This window comes from Streptomyces sp. NPDC104096 (assembly GCF_055584385.1).
Map to the genome: position 1 here is coordinate 1 of NZ_JBVJMD010000052.1, position 16,145 is coordinate 16,145.

13 protein-coding genes are annotated in these 16,145 nt (G+C 70.9%); 10 read left to right on the plus strand and 3 right to left on the minus strand.

The window, feature by feature from the left end:
- Window positions 1-304: 304 nt before the first annotated feature.
- Window positions 305-1,111, minus strand: coding sequence for an EI24 domain-containing protein (locus ACZ60B_RS34480; RefSeq protein WP_469394124.1), 807 nt, complete (start codon window positions 1,109-1,111; stop codon window positions 305-307).
- Between the two features lie 387 nt (window positions 1,112-1,498).
- Here ACZ60B_RS34480 and ACZ60B_RS34485 point away from each other — a divergent pair, with 387 nt between their 5' ends.
- Window positions 1,499-2,644 (plus strand): serine hydrolase domain-containing protein, encoded by a 1,146-nt coding sequence (locus ACZ60B_RS34485; RefSeq protein WP_469394126.1) that lies wholly within the window; start codon window positions 1,499-1,501, stop codon window positions 2,642-2,644.
- Between the two features lie 72 nt (window positions 2,645-2,716).
- On the opposite strand, the gene ACZ60B_RS34490 is transcribed toward ACZ60B_RS34485, so the two are convergent.
- Complete coding sequence (locus ACZ60B_RS34490) at window positions 2,717-3,739, minus strand: NADP-dependent oxidoreductase (protein WP_469394128.1); 1,023 nt, start codon at window positions 3,737-3,739, stop codon at window positions 2,717-2,719.
- A 108-nt stretch (window positions 3,740-3,847) separates the two neighbouring features.
- Here ACZ60B_RS34490 and ACZ60B_RS34495 point away from each other — a divergent pair, with 108 nt between their 5' ends.
- Window positions 3,848-4,297: a MarR family winged helix-turn-helix transcriptional regulator gene (locus ACZ60B_RS34495; RefSeq protein WP_469394130.1), complete on the plus strand. Its 450-nt coding sequence runs from the start codon at window positions 3,848-3,850 to the stop codon at window positions 4,295-4,297.
- Window positions 4,298-4,463: 166 nt separating this feature from the next.
- Here ACZ60B_RS34495 and ACZ60B_RS34500 read toward each other — a convergent pair whose 3' ends face one another.
- Window positions 4,464-5,420 carry an SCO2400 family protein gene (locus ACZ60B_RS34500; RefSeq protein WP_469394132.1) on the minus strand — a complete coding sequence of 319 codons (957 nt, stop codon included), beginning with the start codon at window positions 5,418-5,420 and terminating at the stop codon, window positions 4,464-4,466.
- 297 nt (window positions 5,421-5,717) lie between these two features.
- Between ACZ60B_RS34500 and ACZ60B_RS34505 the strand changes: the two genes are divergently transcribed.
- From ACZ60B_RS34505 to ACZ60B_RS34540, 8 genes are all read left to right on the plus strand, one after another.
- Window positions 5,718-6,878 (plus strand): mandelate racemase/muconate lactonizing enzyme family protein, encoded by a 1,161-nt coding sequence (locus ACZ60B_RS34505; RefSeq protein ID WP_469394134.1) that lies wholly within the window; start codon window positions 5,718-5,720, stop codon window positions 6,876-6,878.
- The gene (locus tag ACZ60B_RS34510) at window positions 6,875-7,903 is read left to right on the plus strand and encodes a zinc-dependent alcohol dehydrogenase (protein ID WP_469394136.1); all 1,029 of its coding nucleotides are present in this window, start codon (window positions 6,875-6,877) and stop codon (window positions 7,901-7,903) included. Before ACZ60B_RS34505 ends, ACZ60B_RS34510 begins: the two co-directional genes overlap by 4 nt.
- Before the next feature lie 207 nt (window positions 7,904-8,110).
- Window positions 8,111-9,079 (plus strand): hypothetical protein, encoded by a 969-nt coding sequence (locus ACZ60B_RS34515; protein ID WP_469394138.1) that lies wholly within the window; start codon window positions 8,111-8,113, stop codon window positions 9,077-9,079.
- A 139-nt stretch (window positions 9,080-9,218) separates the two neighbouring features.
- Entirely contained in the window at window positions 9,219-10,325 is a 1,107-nt protein-coding gene (gene chvE, locus ACZ60B_RS34520; RefSeq protein WP_469394140.1) for a multiple monosaccharide ABC transporter substrate-binding protein, read from the plus strand.
- Between the two features lie 41 nt (window positions 10,326-10,366).
- A complete protein-coding gene (mmsA, locus tag ACZ60B_RS34525) occupies window positions 10,367-11,917 on the plus strand; it encodes a multiple monosaccharide ABC transporter ATP-binding protein (RefSeq protein ID WP_469394142.1) in 1,551 nt (516 codons plus the stop codon).
- On the plus strand, window positions 11,914-13,155 hold the full coding sequence (gene mmsB, locus ACZ60B_RS34530; RefSeq protein ID WP_469394144.1) for a multiple monosaccharide ABC transporter permease: 1,242 nt from the start codon (window positions 11,914-11,916) through the stop codon (window positions 13,153-13,155). The genes mmsA and mmsB overlap by 4 nt, the downstream gene beginning before the upstream one ends.
- A 53-nt stretch (window positions 13,156-13,208) precedes the next feature.
- Entirely contained in the window at window positions 13,209-14,354 is a 1,146-nt protein-coding gene (locus ACZ60B_RS34535; protein ID WP_469394146.1) for an aldose epimerase family protein, read from the plus strand.
- A gap of 153 nt (window positions 14,355-14,507) precedes the next feature.
- Window positions 14,508-16,127, plus strand: a complete 1,620-nt coding sequence (locus tag ACZ60B_RS34540) for a pyridoxal phosphate-dependent aminotransferase (RefSeq protein WP_469394148.1) — start codon at window positions 14,508-14,510, stop codon at window positions 16,125-16,127.
- The last annotated feature ends 18 nt before the right edge of the window (window positions 16,128-16,145 follow it).

The window sequence follows — 16,145 nt, forward strand, 5'->3', positions numbered from 1 at the left end:
GCCCCCCGCCCGCCCCGGCCTCGCCCCGGGGCAACGGGCGCGGGGGGGGGGGGGGGGGGGCGGGGGGGGGGCCCGGCCCCGGCCGGTGGGGCGCCGGCGCACCACGAGGCGCCCCTGCGCGGACGGTCCACGCGGCGGCGGGGACGAGGGCGGGGTGGGGACGGGGACGGGGTCCGGTCTCGGGCGGGCGTCCGCGGCCGTGCCGCCGGAGGCGGCCGGGGACCTCGCCGTACACAAGCCGCGGCGGACCCGGCGGTCGCCGACGCGGTGGCGGGCTGGGCGGGCGGCCCGCGGGGGCGGCGGGTCAGCGGGTGGCGTTCTCCGCCCGGGGGGTCTCCTCGGCCTCGGGGGCCGCGCCGTCGGTGATCTCCTCGCCCCGCAGGTCGCGGGCGAGGAGGGTCGCGCCCGCGACCGCGCCCGGCATCAGGAACACCGCGACGAACGGCACCAGGAAGGCCAGGCCCAGCGGGGTGCCGAAGCCCCAGACCAGGGTCTTGCGGGAGCGCAGCAGGGCGAGTCGGTCACGGAGGTCGACGCCCCGGCGCTGGAGGGCGACGGCGGCGAGTTCCTCGGTGAGGAAGAAGCCGGTGACGAAGAAGCCGAGCACCGGGACGACCGTCTGGCCGACCACGGGCAGGAAGCCGAGGGCGAAGAGCAGGACGCCCCAGACCAGGGCGCGCACCACGATGCGCAGGCTGTCGCGCGCCGAGATCCACAGTTCGCGCCAGAGCGGCAGCTGCGACTCGGGGGCGGTGCCGTCGGGCGAGACGTCGCGGTCGACCTTCTCGGAGAGGTTCTCGTAGAAGGGCTGCCCTATGAGGAGCGTGACCGCGGTGAAGGTGAGCACCGCCAGCAGCAGGCCGAGCGCGAACAGCACGGCCGTGAGGAAGCCGCGGAACAGGCCCTGCCAGGGGCTCGACCAGTCGTCCGCGAACGGTGTCGACCAGGAGACGAGGTCCTCGCCCCACAGGCCGAGGGCCACCAGTGCCGCCGTGTACAGGACGAGGGTGATCAGACCGGGCAGCAGGCCGAAGCCGTACTGCTTTCCGTGCCGGGCCACCCAGCGCTGGCCCTTCAGGAGATAGCTGAAACCCACCCCGAGATCGCGCATGTTCGAACTCTATCGGGTGAATCCCGATCGCCCTCCGGCAAGAGCGTCACCGTCCGGTACCGAACGCCCGGCCGCACCGGCGTCCGGACCGCACCGGACCGCGTCGGGCCCGGCACGGCCGCGCGGATACGCCGTACGGGGCACGGGCGACACCAACACCCGCTCGTCGCTGTTGAGTCGAACGGGTGTGTCTCGCCGTACCGATCTCGGGAAGCCCGCAGGAGGCGCGCAGGCGTCGAGCGTCTCCTGCGCGACCGCCCGAGAACCGGCTTCCGGGGACACCCGGACGCGACTTCCGAAACGACCCGAAGGGGGAGTCCCCCCAGCTCGGACGGGCATTGATCACCATGGCACACGCGCACAACGGCTGAAGTTGGAGGAGAGCGCATGACGCAGGAGATCCACGGCACCGTCGCGGACGGCTTCGAGGCGGTGCGGGCGGAGTTCGCGGCGCTCGTCGCCGGGGAACGGCCCGACTACGAGGGGCAGCTGACCGCGTACGTGCACGGGCGGCGGGTGGTCGACCTGTGGGCGGGCGCCGACGCCGACTCCCTCTACGGCGTGTACTCCTCGACCAAGGGGGCCGCCCATCTGGTCGTGGCGCTCCTCGTACAGGAGGGCACCCTCGAACTGGACCGCAAAGTCACCTACTACTGGCCGGAGTTCGGCTCCGAGGGCAAGGGGTCGCTGACCCTGCGGGACCTGCTCGCGCACCGGGCGGGGCTGGTCGGCACGGACACCGGCTTCAGCGCGGCCGAGCTCGCCGACGACCGGCTGATCGCCGAACGGCTCGCCGACCAGCGCCCGTTCTGGCGGCCGGGCACCGCTTTCGGCTACCACGCCCTGGTGATCGGCGCGTTGACGGGCGAGGTGGTACGCCGCGCCACCGGCCGTACGCTCCAGGAGGTGTACGAGGAGCGGATCCGCGCCCCGTACGGGCTGGACTTCTTCCTGGGCCTGCCCCCGGCCCACGAGCCGCGCTTCCGTACCGTGCAGCCGATGGCCCCGACCGCCGAGCAGCAGGCCCTGCTCGACGCGCTGCCGCAGGGGCCGCACACACTGGCGTCCATCGCCTTCAACACGCACACGGCCGAGCCGACCGACCTCGCGCTGCTGCCGAACCGGCCCGAGATCCGCGCCAAGGGCCCGGCCTCGGTCGGCGGGGTGGCGTCGGCGCGCGGGCTGGCGGGGCTGTACGCGGCGGCCGTCAGCGAGATCGACGGGAAGGCGCCGCTGCTGAAGGAGGACACGGCGGCGGAGTTCGGGCAGTTCCACTCCGTGGGGTACGACCTGGTGGCCCGTACCCACAAGTCGTACGGGCTGGGCTTCCAGGCCACCGCGGACACCTGGCACCCGTTCCTGGGCGCGGGGGCGTTCGGGCACAGCGGAGCGGGCGGCAGCCAGGCCTTCGCGGACCCGCGCAGCGGCCTGGCCTACGGCTACGCCCGGCGGCGCAACGCCTTCCCGGGCGGGGCCGCGCCGGAGAACGCCGCGCTGGCGGCGGCGGTGCACCGGGCGGCGCTGGCCGTGTGAGGCGGCGCCGGCCGCCTCACCCGCACGCGCGAAGGCCGCGCCCCCGCTCCGGGGCGCGGCCCGCCTCGCCGGTCAGAGCTTGACGATCATCTTTCCGGTGTTGTCGCCGCGCAGCACCCCGAGGAACGCCTCCAGGTTGTTCTCGATGCCCTCGACGACCGTCTCGGCGTACTTGAGCTCGCCGGAGCGGACCCAGGCGCCGACCTCCTGGACGAACTGCGGCTGAAGGTCGTAGTGGTCGCCGACGAGGAGGCCCTCGATCCGGCCGCGGGTCTGGATCAGCCGGGCCAGGTTCCTCGGGCCGGGGGCGGCCTCGGTGTTGTTGTAGACGGAGATCATCCCGCAGATCGCGATCCGGCCGCCCCGGTTCAGCGAGCCGATGGCCGCCTCCAGGTGGTCGCCGCCGACGTTGTCGAAGTAGACGTCGACGCCGTCGGGAGCGGCCTCGCGCAGCTGCTCGGAGACCGGGCCGCTCTTGTAGTTGAAGGCCGCGTCGAAGCCGTACTCCTCGACGAGCAGCTTGACCTTGTCGTCGGAACCGGCCGACCCGATGACCCGGGAGGCGCCCTTGAGCTTGGCGATCTGCCCGACCTGGCTGCCCACGGCACCCGCGGCCCCGGAGACGAACACCGAGTCGCCCTCCTTGAAGGAGGCGGTGCGCAGCAGTCCGGCGTAGGCGGTGAGGCCGGTCATGCCGAGGACGCCGAGGTAGGTCGACAGGGGCGCGGCCCCGGGGTCGACCTTGACGGCCTGCTCGGCGCCGACCGTGGCGTACTCGCGCCAGCCGCCGAAGTGCAGCACGTGGTCGCCCGGGGCGATGCCCTCGGCACCGGAGGCGACGACCTCGCCGACGGCGCCGCCCTGCATGGCCTTGCCCAGCTCGTAGGGGGCCACGTACGACTTGGCCGCGCTCATCCTGCCGCGCATGTACGGGTCCACGGAGACGTAGGCGTTGCGCACCAGCACCTCGCCGGGGCCGGGCTGCCGGATCTCCGCCTCGACCAGGGCGAAGTCCTCGGGCTTCGGCCAGCCGACCGGGCGGCTGAGCAAGTGCCATTCACGGCTGGTGGCGGGGAGCGTGGGGGTCTCGGACATGGGACCTGGGCCTTCCTCGGTGTTTCGCACGGTCAAATACTTCAGTACCTGAAACAACCATGCGCCTGAATATTTCATGATGTCAAGTAACGGAGTACCCTCGGAGGCATGCCCACCTCACCGCGGACGCCCCGCCCCGACGCCCTGACCATGGACGTAGTCGAGCTGATCGGCGAGGTCGTGGCCCGGTTCTACGAGGACTACGAGACCGCCGCCGGTGACCACGCCCTGACCGGCGCACAGGCCCGGCTGCTGAACCTGCTCTCGCTGGAGGCGCTGCCCATGCGCAAGCTGGCCCAGAAGCTGAAGTGCGAGCCGTCGAACGTCACCGGAATAGTCGACCGTCTCGAGTCCCGCGGTCTGGTCGAGCGCCGCCCGGACGTCGCCGACCGCCGGGTGAAGCTGGCGGCGGCCACGGACGAGGGCGTCCAGGTGGCCCGCAGCCTGCGCGAGTCCCTGCGCTTCGCCCGCGAACCGCTGGCGGGGCTGAGCGAGGAGGAGCGGGTGGTGCTGCGGGGGCTGCTGCGCCGGATGCTGGAGCCGGGAACCCCGCAGTAGCCCGCCCGGCGGGCGATGGGCACTCCGCAGGAGCCTGCCGGGCAGGCGGCGGGTCAGGCGCGGAAGCCCGCCGCGGGAGCGATGGGTGCGCCGCAGGAGCCGGCCGCGCACGCAGCGGGTGCGCCGCAGGAGCCTGCCGCGGGAGCGGCCGGTGCGCCGCTGAGCCTCAGCTGCACCACCACAGGATCTGGTTGCACGTCTCCGAAGGGGTCGGATCGGGCGTCGGTTCCGCGCTCGTCGGCCCGGCCGACGCGGTCGGGTCCGCCGTGGGGGTCGCCCCTGAGGACGTCGAGGCGGTCGGCGCGGTCGAGACCGGGGAGGTGCTCCCCTCGTCGGCCGGGTCGGCGGAGCCCGACGCGTCCGCCTTCGGGGACTTCGTCGCCGCCGGAGCGGCCGAGCGGGAGGCTGGGGCCGAGACCGTGGGGGTGGCCGCCGCGCTGTCGAGGGTGCGGGCCGACGCGGACGCGGACGCCCCGTCGGACGCGCCGTCCTCGGCGGAGGGGTCCACCGCGGCCGCGGGCTGTTCGGAGGAGAAGCCCGGCGCGTCGACACCGAGCTCGGCGAGGCTCAGCCCGCCGGCCGCGAGGACGAAGCCGGTGGCTATCAGCAGGGTGCGCCGGCGGCGTCGGCGGTGCGCGGCCGCCTTGCGATCGCGACGGCTGACGACGGGCTCCTGATCAAGCTCCGCCGGGTCGTCCGCGTCGTCCGCGTCGTGTTCGGGCCCTTCGGTCCGCCCGGTGTCGTCCGCCCGGTACTCGGGGTCGTCGGGCAGTCCGGCGCCGCCCGCCCAGTGGTCCCGCTCGCCGTGCTCCGGCTCGAAGCCCTGATCGTCGGCCGGCTCCGCCTCGCCGGCCGGGCGGTCCGGTTCGCCGGAGCGCCCGGCTTCGGTCCGCCCGCGCCTGCGGCCCCCGCGCCCCTGTTCCCGGCGCCGGGCGGCGCGGCCGCCCGGTTCCGGGTGCGAACCGGCGCCGCCGCGCTCGCGGGCACCCTCGCGGGACGACCCACCGGCGTCGCCGGTGTCGTTGTCGTCCGCGTCCGCGCGGAGCCGGTCGGCAGGGGTGCCGCACCCCGGGCACGCGAAAGCGCCGTTGAGGTGCCGTCGGCACGAGTGGCAGTAGTCCATGACGCGGGAAGACTAAGTTCCCGGGGGGCGGCGTTCCTAGGGGGTGCTGTGGAATTTTTGTGGGAGAACAGGTTTAACGGCGCGAGATGCCGTACAAAGCGCCCGACGCGGCGTGAAGCATCCGGCATTGACCCGAAAGTGGACTTCGAAACTATCGAAACCGTTATGCGTCCGACCCATTGACACCCCGACCGCCCCGTCCTTACTGTCACGCCAGCATTTCGAACGTGTGACGAAATATCGAACACATCGAAACGCCAGCCAACCGAGCCGACGAAGCAGCAAGGGGCAACTGTCGTGCGCATCACCGGAATCAGCACACACGTGGTCGGGACGCCATGGCGCAACCTGACCTACGTCCAGGTGCACACCGACGAGGGGATCACCGGAGTCGGCGAGACCCGGATGCTGGGCCACACCGACGCTCTGATCGGGTACCTGCACGAGGCCGAGGCCAATCACATTCTCGGCTCCGACCCGTTCGCCGTCGAGGACCTGGTGCGCCGTATGAAGTACGGCGACTACGGGCGTGCGGGCGAGATCGTGATGTCGGGCATCGCGGTGATCGAGATGGCCTGCTGGGACATCAAGGGCAAGGCGCTGGGCGTGCCGGTGTGGCAGCTGCTCGGCGGCAAGGTGACCGACAAGGTCAAGGCCTACGCCAACGGCTGGTACACCACGGAGCGCACGCCCGAGGCGTACCACAAGGCCGCTCAGGCGGTCGTGGAGCGCGGGTACAGGGCGCTGAAGATCGACCCCTTCGGCACCGGGCACTTCGAGCTGGACCACGAGCAGAGCCTGTACGCCGTCTCGCTGATCGAGGCGGTCCGGGACGCCATCGGGCCGGACGCCGAGCTGATGCTGGAGATGCACGGCCGCTTCTCCCCCGCGACGGCCGTGCGCCTCGCCCGCGAGCTGGCCCCGTTCAAGCCCGCGTGGCTGGAGGAGCCCTGCCCGCCGGAGAACCTGAAGGCGCTGGAGAAGATCGCGGCCAAGGTCGACATCCCGGTCGCCACCGGTGAGCGCATCCACGACCGGATCGAGTTCCGGGAGCTGTTCGAGAGCCAGGCCGTCGACATCATCCAGCCCGACGTCGGCCACATCGGCGGCATCTGGGAGACCCGGAAGCTGGCCGCGACCGCGGAGACCCACTACATGCTGGTCGCCCCGCACAACGTCGGCGGGCCGGTGCTGACCGCCGCCTCCCTCCAGGTCGGCTTCACCTCGCCGAACTTCAAGATCCTCGAACACTTCAACGACTTCGCGGACGCGGAGATCAAGAAGGTCGTCAAGGGCGCCCCGCAGGTCGTCGACGGCTACTTCCACCTCTCCGACGCGCCGGGCCTCGGCGTCGAGCTGGACGTCGACGCGGCCGCGGAGTTCCCGCAGCAGCAGGCCCGCTTCGACCTGTGGGCCGAGGGCTGGGAGCAGCGCAAGCCGAAGGGCACGCAGCAGTGAGCACCGCGGAGAGCGGCGCGCAGGGCGCCGCCGTGGTCGTGGAGGCGCCCGGCGAGCACCGCGTCACCGCGCACGAGCCGCGCCGGCCGGAGGCCGGGGAGGCGCTGGTGCGCGTCCACGCCACCGGGATCTGCGGCAGCGACCGCGAGGTGTACCAGGGCAACCGGCCCGAGGGGTACGTCCGCTATCCGCTCACCCCCGGTCACGAGTGGTCGGGGACGGTGGAGGCGGTCGGCGCCGGGGTGCCGCAGTCGCTGGTGGGCCGCAAGGTCGTGGGCGAGGGCTTCCGCAACTGCCAGGTGTGCGACCGCTGCCACGCGGGCGAGACGACGCTGTGCACCGACGGGTACGAGGAGACCGGCTTCACCCAGCCGGGGGCCATGGCCGCCACCCTCACCCTGCCGGCCCGGCTGCTGCACGCCCTGCCGGACGACGCGGACCTCACGGCCGCCGCGCTGCTGGAGCCGGCCGCCTGCATCGCGGCCGCCGCCATCAAGGCGAACGCGCGACCGGGCGAGCGGGTCGCGGTGGTCGGCACCGGGACGCTGGGCATGTTCGCCGTGCAGTTCCTGCGGGCGGGTTCGCCGGGCGAGCTGCTGGTGGTCGGCACCCGCGACGACCGGGAGGCGCTCTCCCGGCAGTTCGGGGCCACCGACTTCCGCACGAAGGACCAGGAGCTGCCCGGCGACTTCGACGTGGTGATCGAGACGGCGGGCTCGGCGTCGGCCGCCCGGACCGCCGCGGCGCTGCTGCGGCGCGGCGGCCGGCTGGTCCTGACCGGGATCCCGGCGCCGGGCGCCGACGGTCTCGACCCCACCGACCTGGTCGTACGCCAGCTGGAGGTGCACACCGTCTTCGGTGCGCCGCCGGACGCCTGGGCGCACACGGTGCGGGTCTTCGCGGCGGGGCTGCTCGATCCGCTGCCGCTGGTCACGCACGAGCTGCCGCTCACCGAGTTCTCCGCGGCGATCGAGCTGGTGGGGTCCGGCGACCCGAAGGTCGGCAAGGTCCTGCTCCGCCCCTAGGGCCACGGACGGGCCGCGGAGTCCGCTCCGCCCCCTCCCGTGGCCGTACGGCGGCACGCAGGCCCCCGCACGACCCCCGCCGGCTCCACCCCCGGCCGTACGCCGGCACGAAGGCGACCTGACGGCCCTCGTGCCGGCGTACTCCCCGCCCGTTCCGCGCCTAGAGCCGCGAACCTCGTCCGAAATACCGAACAAGAAGGACAGCTTGTGACCGACTCTTCCGCCACGGCAGCCCGTCGACCCGGCGAGCCGGCGCTCGCCGCACTGGGTCTGGGCGCACCCGCCCTCGACCCCGCCGACGCCTCGCCCCACAGCTTCCCGGGCGGTGGCCGCTGGCGCACCGAGATCCCCTCCTGCGAGGGCCCCGAGGCGCTGGCCGTCGTCCTGAAGGAGGCCTCGCGCCTGGACGTGCCGGTCCACCGGATCAGCCAGGGCAGCGGCGTGTGGATGCTGACCGACGCCGAGATCACCGAGATGGTCGACGCGACCGCCGAACGGGACATCGAGCTCTGCCTGTTCACCGGTCCGCGCGGCACCTGGGACATCGGCGGCTCGGTGCGCACCGACTCGCGCGGCGGCGGCACCCGCGCCCGCGGCCACGACGCCGTCGCCGGGTGCGTGGAGGACGCCGTCCGGGCCACCGAACTGGGCGTCAAGTGCCTCCTCGTCGCCGACGAGGGCGTGCTGTGGACGCTGCACCGGGCGCGTCTGGCCGGCATCGTCCCGGCGGACACCACCCTGAAGGTGTCCGCGCTCATCGGCCCGGTCAACCCGGCCGCGTACGCGGTCTACGAGGGGCTGGGCGCCGACTCGGTCAACGTGCCCAGCGACCTGACGCTCGATCACCTCACCGAGATCCGCCGGGTGTCGGCCGCCCCCATGGACATGTACATCGAGGCCCCCGACGATCTCGGCGGGTACGTCCGGATGTACGAGGTCGCCGAGCTGATCCGGCGCGGCGCACCGCTCTACCTGAAGTTCGGCCTGTCCAAGGCGCCCGGAATCTACCCGTACGGGCACCACTTGAGGGATCTGACCCTGTCCACCGCGCGGGAACGGGTGCGGCGCGGCCGACTGGCCCTGGACCTGCTCGCACGGCACGGCGTCGACGGCGACATGGCACCCCTGGGGTCCCGCCTGCCCGGCGCCCTGAAGCGGTTCGAAACTTCCGCATAACGTTCCGGCCAATCCCCCTTCACAAAAGACGACGCAGTCGAACACAATCCCACAACCGCTCCTCGGACTTGCTGCACCGTTCGAGCACCCGCACCACGCCAGACCGAGCCCTGCTCCACACACATCAAGGATGATGATCATGCGTACTCGCAGAGCCGCCCTCGCCGCCATAGCCGGAGCCGCCTCCCTCGCGCTCACCCTCACCGCCTGCGGTCAGAGCGGTGAAGGCGGCAGCAAGGACGAGACGGGCAGCAGCAAGGGCGGGACCATCGGCATCGCGATGCCGACCAAGTCCTCCGAGCGCTGGATCGCCGACGGTGCCAACGTAGAGAAGAACCTCCAGGCCAAGGGCTACAAGACCAAGCTGGTCTTCGGTGAGGACGACCCCGACCAGCAGGTCTCGCAGATCGAGAACCTGATCACGCAGGGCGTCAAGGCGCTGATCGTCGCGGCGATCGACAACAAGTCCCTGAACAACGTGCTCCAGCAGGCCGCGGACGCCCACATCCCGGTCATCGCCTACGACCGCCTGATCCTCGGCACGAAGAACGTCGACTACTACGCGTCCTTCGACAACACCAAGGTCGGCGAGCTCCAGGCCAACTACATCGTCGACAAGCTCGGTCTGGCGAGCGGCAAGGGCCCGTTCAACATCGAGCTGTTCGCCGGCTCCAACGACGACAACAACACCAAGTACTTCTTCAACGGCGCGATGAGCGTGCTCCAGCCGTACATCGACAGCAAGAAGCTCGTCGTCCAGTCCGGCCAGACCGGACTCACCCAGGTCACCACCCTGCGCTGGGACGGCGCCACCGCTCAGAAGCGAATGGACGACATCCTCACCAAGTCGTACTCCAGCAAGAAGGTCGACGCGGTCCTCTCGCCGTACGACGGCATCTCCATCGGCATCCTGTCGGCGCTGAAGTCGGACGACTACGGCTCCAAGGCCAAGCCGCTGCCGGTCCTCACCGGCCAGGACGCCGAGCTGGCCTCGGTGAAGTCGATCATCGCGGGCCAGCAGACGCAGACCGTCTACAAGGACACCCGCGAACTGGCCAAGGTCGCCTCGAACATGGTCGACGCGGTCCTCAACGGCAAGAAGCCGGAGACCAACGACACCAAGACCTACGACAACGGCGCCAAGGTCATCCCCGCCTACCTGCTCCAGCCGGTGAGCGTCGACAAGACCAACTACCAGTCGGTCCTGGTGGACGGCGGCTACTACACGGCGGACGAGCTCAAGTAGCCACCGGTCCCACCGACTTCTACTGATTGGAAGGCACGACCATGGCGGGACCCGTCCTGGAAATGCGCTCGATCGTCAAGACCTTTCCCGGCGTCAAGGCACTGTCGGACGTCACGCTGACCGTCCGCCAGGGCGAGGTCCATGCCATCTGCGGGGAGAACGGCGCCGGCAAGTCGACCCTGATGAAGGTCCTCTCCGGCGTCCACCCGCACGGCAGTTACGAGGGCGAGATCCTCTTCGAGGGCGACGTCTGCCGCTTCCGGGACATCCGGGCGAGCGAGCAGCACGGCATCGTGATCATCCATCAGGAACTGGCGCTGGTGCCGTTCCTGTCGATCGCGGAGAACATCTTCCTCGGCAACGAACACGCCAAGCGCGGGTTCATCAACTGGAACGAGACCCTGCGGCACGCCAGCGAACTGCTGCGCCGCGTCGGCCTCGACGAGCACCCCGAGAGCCGCGTCGCCGACATCGGCGTGGGCAAGCAGCAGCTCGTGGAGATCGCGAAGGCGCTGTCCAAGGAGGTGAAGCTGCTCATCCTCGACGAGCCGACCGCGGCGCTGAACGACGAGGACAGCGGCAAGCTCCTGGACCTGATCCTGGAGCTGAAGAACCAGGGCATCACCTCGATCATCATCTCCCACAAGCTGAACGAGATCCGCCGGGTCGCCGACTCGGTGACGATCCTGCGCGACGGGCGGTCCATCGAGACGCTCGACGTGAAGGCGGCGGAGACGACCGAGGACCGGATCATCAGCGGCATGGTCGGCCGCGACCTCGACCACCGCTTCCCCGAGCGCACCCCGCACCACCCCGAGGAGGGCGCGGCCCCGGCGCTGGAGATCCGCGACTGGACCGTGCACCACCCGATCGACCAGCAGCGCAAGGTGGCCGACGAGGTCTCGCTCCACGTGCGGCGCGGGGAGATCGTCGGCATCGCCGGCCTCATGGGCGCCGGCCGCACCGAGCTCGCGATGAACGTCTTCGGACGGACCTACGGCCGGTACGCGGGCGGCACGGTCCTCAAGGACGGCAAGGAGATCCGTACCAAGACCGTCGCGGAGGCGGTCGGGCACGGCATCGCGTACGTCACCGAGGACCGCAAGCACTACGGCCTCAACCTGATCGACACGATCAACCGCAACATCTCGCTGACCGCCCTGGACAAGGTCGCCAACCGGGGCATGGTCGACGAGCACGAGGAGCGCCAGGTCGCCGAGCGCTACCGCAAGTCGATGAACATCAAGGCGCCGACCGTCTTCGAGCCGGTCGGCAAGCTGTCCGGCGGCAACCAGCAGAAGGTCGTCCTCAGCAAGTGGATCTTCGCGGGTCCGGACGTACTGATCCTGGACGAACCGACCCGCGGCATCGACGTGGGCGCCAAGTTCGAGATCTACACGGTCATCGACAAGCTGGCCGCCGAGGGCAAGGCGATCGTCTTCATCTCCTCCGAGCTGCCCGAACTGCTCGGCATGTGCGACCGCATCTACACCATGGCCGCCGGGCGGCTGACGGGTGAGTTCTCGCGGGCCGAGGCCACGCAGGAAGTGCTGATGCGTCAGATGACGAAGGACAAAGAGGTAACGCGATGAGCACCGATGTGACCAACAGCCCGGCCGAGGCACCACCGGGCAAGGGCGGCGGCGAGACCGGGGAGAACCTGGTGCGGCTGATGCTCGACGGCCTGCGCCGCAACATGCGCCAGTACGGCATGCTGATCGCGCTCGGCCTGATCGTCGCCCTCTTCGCCGTGTGGACCGACGGGGACCTGCTGCTGCCGCGCAACGTCTCCAACCTGGTCCTGCAGAACAGCTACATCCTGATCCTCGCGATCGGCATGATGCTGGTGATCATCGCGGGCCACATCGACCTCTCGGTCGGCTCGCTGACCGCGTTCGTGGGCTCGTTCGCGGCCGTACTGATGGTGGAACACCGGATGGCGTGGCCGCTCGCCCTGCTGCTGTGCCTGCTGGTGGGCGCCGTGGCGGGCTCGGTCCAGGGCTTCCTGATCGCCTATCTCGGCATACCGTCCTTCATCGTCACCCTCGCCGGGATGCTGCTCTTCCGCGGTCTGACCGAGATCCTGCTCAAGGGGCAGACCCTCGGCCCGTTCCCGGACGGCCTGCAGAAGGTCGGCAACGGCTTCCTGCCGGAGGTCGGCCCGACCACCAACTACCACAACATCACCCTGCTGCTCGGCCTCGCCGTGATCGTCTTCGTGGTCCTCCAGGAGGTCCGCGACCGCAAGCGCCAGCAGGAGTTCACCCTGGACGTGCTGCCGGCCAAGCTGTTCGCGCTGAAGCTGGTGGCGCTGGTCGCCGCGGTGCTCACCGTCACGATGCTGCTCGCCAGCTACAAGGGCGCGCCGATCGTGCTGCTGATCCTCGGCGTGCTGGTCGTCGGCTACGGCTACGTGATGCGCAACGCCGTCTTCGGCCGCCACATCTACGCCATCGGCGGCAACCTCCCGGCGGCGAAGCTGTCCGGCGTCAAGGACAAGAAGGTCACCTTCTATGTCTTCCTCAACATGGGCATGCTCGCGGCCCTGGCGGGTCTGGTGGTCGCCGCCCGCCTGAACGCGGCCTCTCCGAAGGCCGGCCTGAACTTCGAGCTGGAGGCCATCGCCTCGTCGTTCATCGGCGGCGCGTCCATGAGCGGCGGTGTCGGTACCGTCCTCGGCGCGATCATCGGTGGTCTGGTCCTCGGCGTGCTGAACAACGGCATGAACCTCCTCAGTGTCGGCACCGACTGGCAACAGGTCATCAAGGGCCTGGCCCTGTTGGCGGCGGTCGGGTTCGACGTATGGAACAAGCGCAAGTCCGGTTCGTAACTCATCTGGGCCCCACCCGAAAGGTGGGGCCCCTCCATTTGCAGGAGCCGCACATGGACATGAGCAGACGCACGGTCATCGCAGGAGCTGCGGCAGCGGGCCTCACCGCCGCCGCCATGGGCACCGCACACGCCTCGGGGGGCAGGAAGCCGGTGAAGGAGCTCTTCGGCACGCTCGCCGACGGCACCAAGGTCCACCGCTGGTCGCTGGAGAACGGCGGCACCCGGCTCAAGGTGCTGTCCTACGGCGGCATCGTCAACTCCCTGGAGATCCCCGACCGGCACGGCCGCCACCGCAATGTCTCGCTGGGCTTCGACAACCTCGAGGACTACGTCGCCAAGAGCCCGTACTTCGGCGCGCTGATCGGCCGCTACGGCAACCGCATCGGCAAGGGGCAGTTCACCCTCGACGGCACCGCCTACCAGGTCAACGTCAACGACGGCGTGAACAGCCTGCACGGCGGCGCCAAGGGTTTCGACAAGCACGTCTGGGACGTCGAGCCGTTCACGAAGGGCTCCGACGTCGGCCTGCACCTGCACTACACCAGCGTCGACGGCGAGATGGGCTACCCGGGCACGCTCCGGGCGAAGGTCACCTACACCCTCACCCGGTCCGGCGACTGGCGCATCGACTACGAGGCCACCACCAGCAAGGCCACCGTCGTCAACCTCACCAGCCATGTGTACTGGAACCTGGCCGGCGAGGGCAGCGGGTCGATCTACGACCACGAGCTGTCCATCGCCGCCGCCCGCTACACGCCGGTCGACTCGGGGCTGATCCCCACGGGCGAACTGGCGAAGGTCGCGGGCACCCCGTTCGACTTCCGCAGGACGAAGGCGGTCGGCGCGGACATCCGCGTCGCCGACCAGCAGCTCCTGTACGGCAAGGGCATCGACCACAACTGGGTCCTCGACAAGGGGGTCACCGCGCGGCCCGTGCACGTCGCGACCCTGCGCGACCCGTCCTCCGGCCGCTCGCTGAGCATCGCGACCACCGAGCCGGGCCTCCAGTTCTACTCGGGCAACTTCCTCGACGGCACCCTGGTCGGCTCCGGCGGCCGCATCTACCGCCAGGGCGACGCCCTCTGCCTGGAGACCCAGCACTTCCCGGACTCGCCGAACAAGCCGTCGTTCCCGTCGACCGTGCTGCGGCCGGGCCAGACATACCGGACGTCCACGGTCCATTCGTTCGGCGTGTGAGACCGGGCCGGGGAAAGTCACACTTCTTTCACCAGAGTTGAACAGCGCCTCCCAGGAATCCGTATGTAAGGGCGGCCCGTGCTCCCCCGCGCGGGCCACCCAATGACGACGGGCCCGGACGTCCCCTCCGGGCCCGCCCCATATGGAGGATCCATGCCCGACAACGTCACCTCGTTGTTCCGCAGCACAACGGCGCACAGTCCGTCGATGGCGGCGCTGACGCGGGAGGGCGACGGATCGGGCCCGGTGGACTTCTGCATCCCCTGCAACCCGTACTTCCCCACGCCACAGATGTTCGACGAGATGGCGTCCCGGCTGCGGGACATCATCACGTACTACCCGAGCAGCGCCGACACGATCACCGGCGAGCTGTGCAACCTGCTCCAGCTCCCGCCGCAGTGCGTGGCCATGGGCAACGGCTCCACCGAGCTGATCACCTGGATCGACCATCTGCTGGTCCGCGAGTCCCTCGCCGTCCCGGTGCCCACCTTCGGCCGCTGGACCGACCAGCCGATGGAGACCGGCAAGCGCGTCGACATGTTCCCGCTCCAGGAGTCCAACGGGTTCGTCCTGGACCTCGCGCAGTACGCCGAGTTCATCCGCAAGCGGGGCACCCGGGTCGCGGTGATCTGCAACCCGAACAACCCCGACGGCGGCTTCCTGCACAAGCAGCAGCTCGTGCAGTTCATGGACGCGATGGCCGATCTGGACCTGGTCGTCATCGACGAGTCGTTCCTGGAGTTCGCGGACGCGGAGGCGGAACCCAGCGTCGTCCAGGAGGCGATGCTGCGCCCGAACGTCGTCGTCCTGCGCAGCCTGGGCAAGAACTTCGGCCTGCACGGCATCCGCTTCGGCTATCTGGTCGCCAACCCGTCGCTGGCCGGCAAGATCCGCTCCATGCTGCCCAAGTGGAACCTCAACTCCTTCGCCGAGCACGTGGTGTTCATGCTCAAGGAGCACGGCACCGAGTACATGCAGAGCCTGCAACAGGTCCGCCGCGACCGTCTGGACATGGCCGGCCAGCTCGCCGCGCTGCCCGGTCTGACGGTCTACCCCTCGCAGGGCAACTTCCTCTTCGTGCGCCTTCCCGTCGGCGCCGAGGGCACCGTGGTCCGCGACCGGATGCTCACCGAGCACCGGATCCTGGTGCGCGAGTGCGGCAACAAGGTCGGCTCGTCCAGCCGCTTCCTGCGTCTCGTGGTGCGCCCCCAGGTCGACGTGCGTCGCCTGGTGACCGGCCTGGAGCAGGTGCTCTACGGGACCAGGAAGGGAGCCGCCGTGCCCGAACTCGCCACCGGGACCGGCTACAGCTCGGGTACGGCGGCGGTGGACCGGCTCGTCGGCGCGACGAACGGCGGGGGCATGCCGGGGCTCGCCGCCCAGGCCATGGCGGGCCAGTCCATGGGCGCTGGGGCGCCGATGCCGGTGGCGGCCCAGGCGGCGCCCCAGCAGGTGCCGCAGCAGATCCCCGCGCCGGCTCCGCAGCCGGTCCAGGCCCCGTTCCCGCAGCAGGTGCCGCAGCAGTTCCCGCAGCCGATGGCGGCGCCGGCCCCCGCCCCGTACCCCGCGCAGCTCCCGGCGGCCGCCCAGATGGCCGCCCCGGCCCCGGCTCCCGCGGCGATGGCCGGCCCGACCCCGCCCGGGGTCCCCGCCCGCGGCGGTCTCACCGCGGCCCAGGTCAGAGGCACCAACGGCCTCTCCCCCGCCCCGGCGACGGGCTGGCCCCAGGCGCAGAGCTGGCCGAACGCCGCGGGCATGGGCCAGACGGGCTGAGCCCGGCCGGCCCGGACC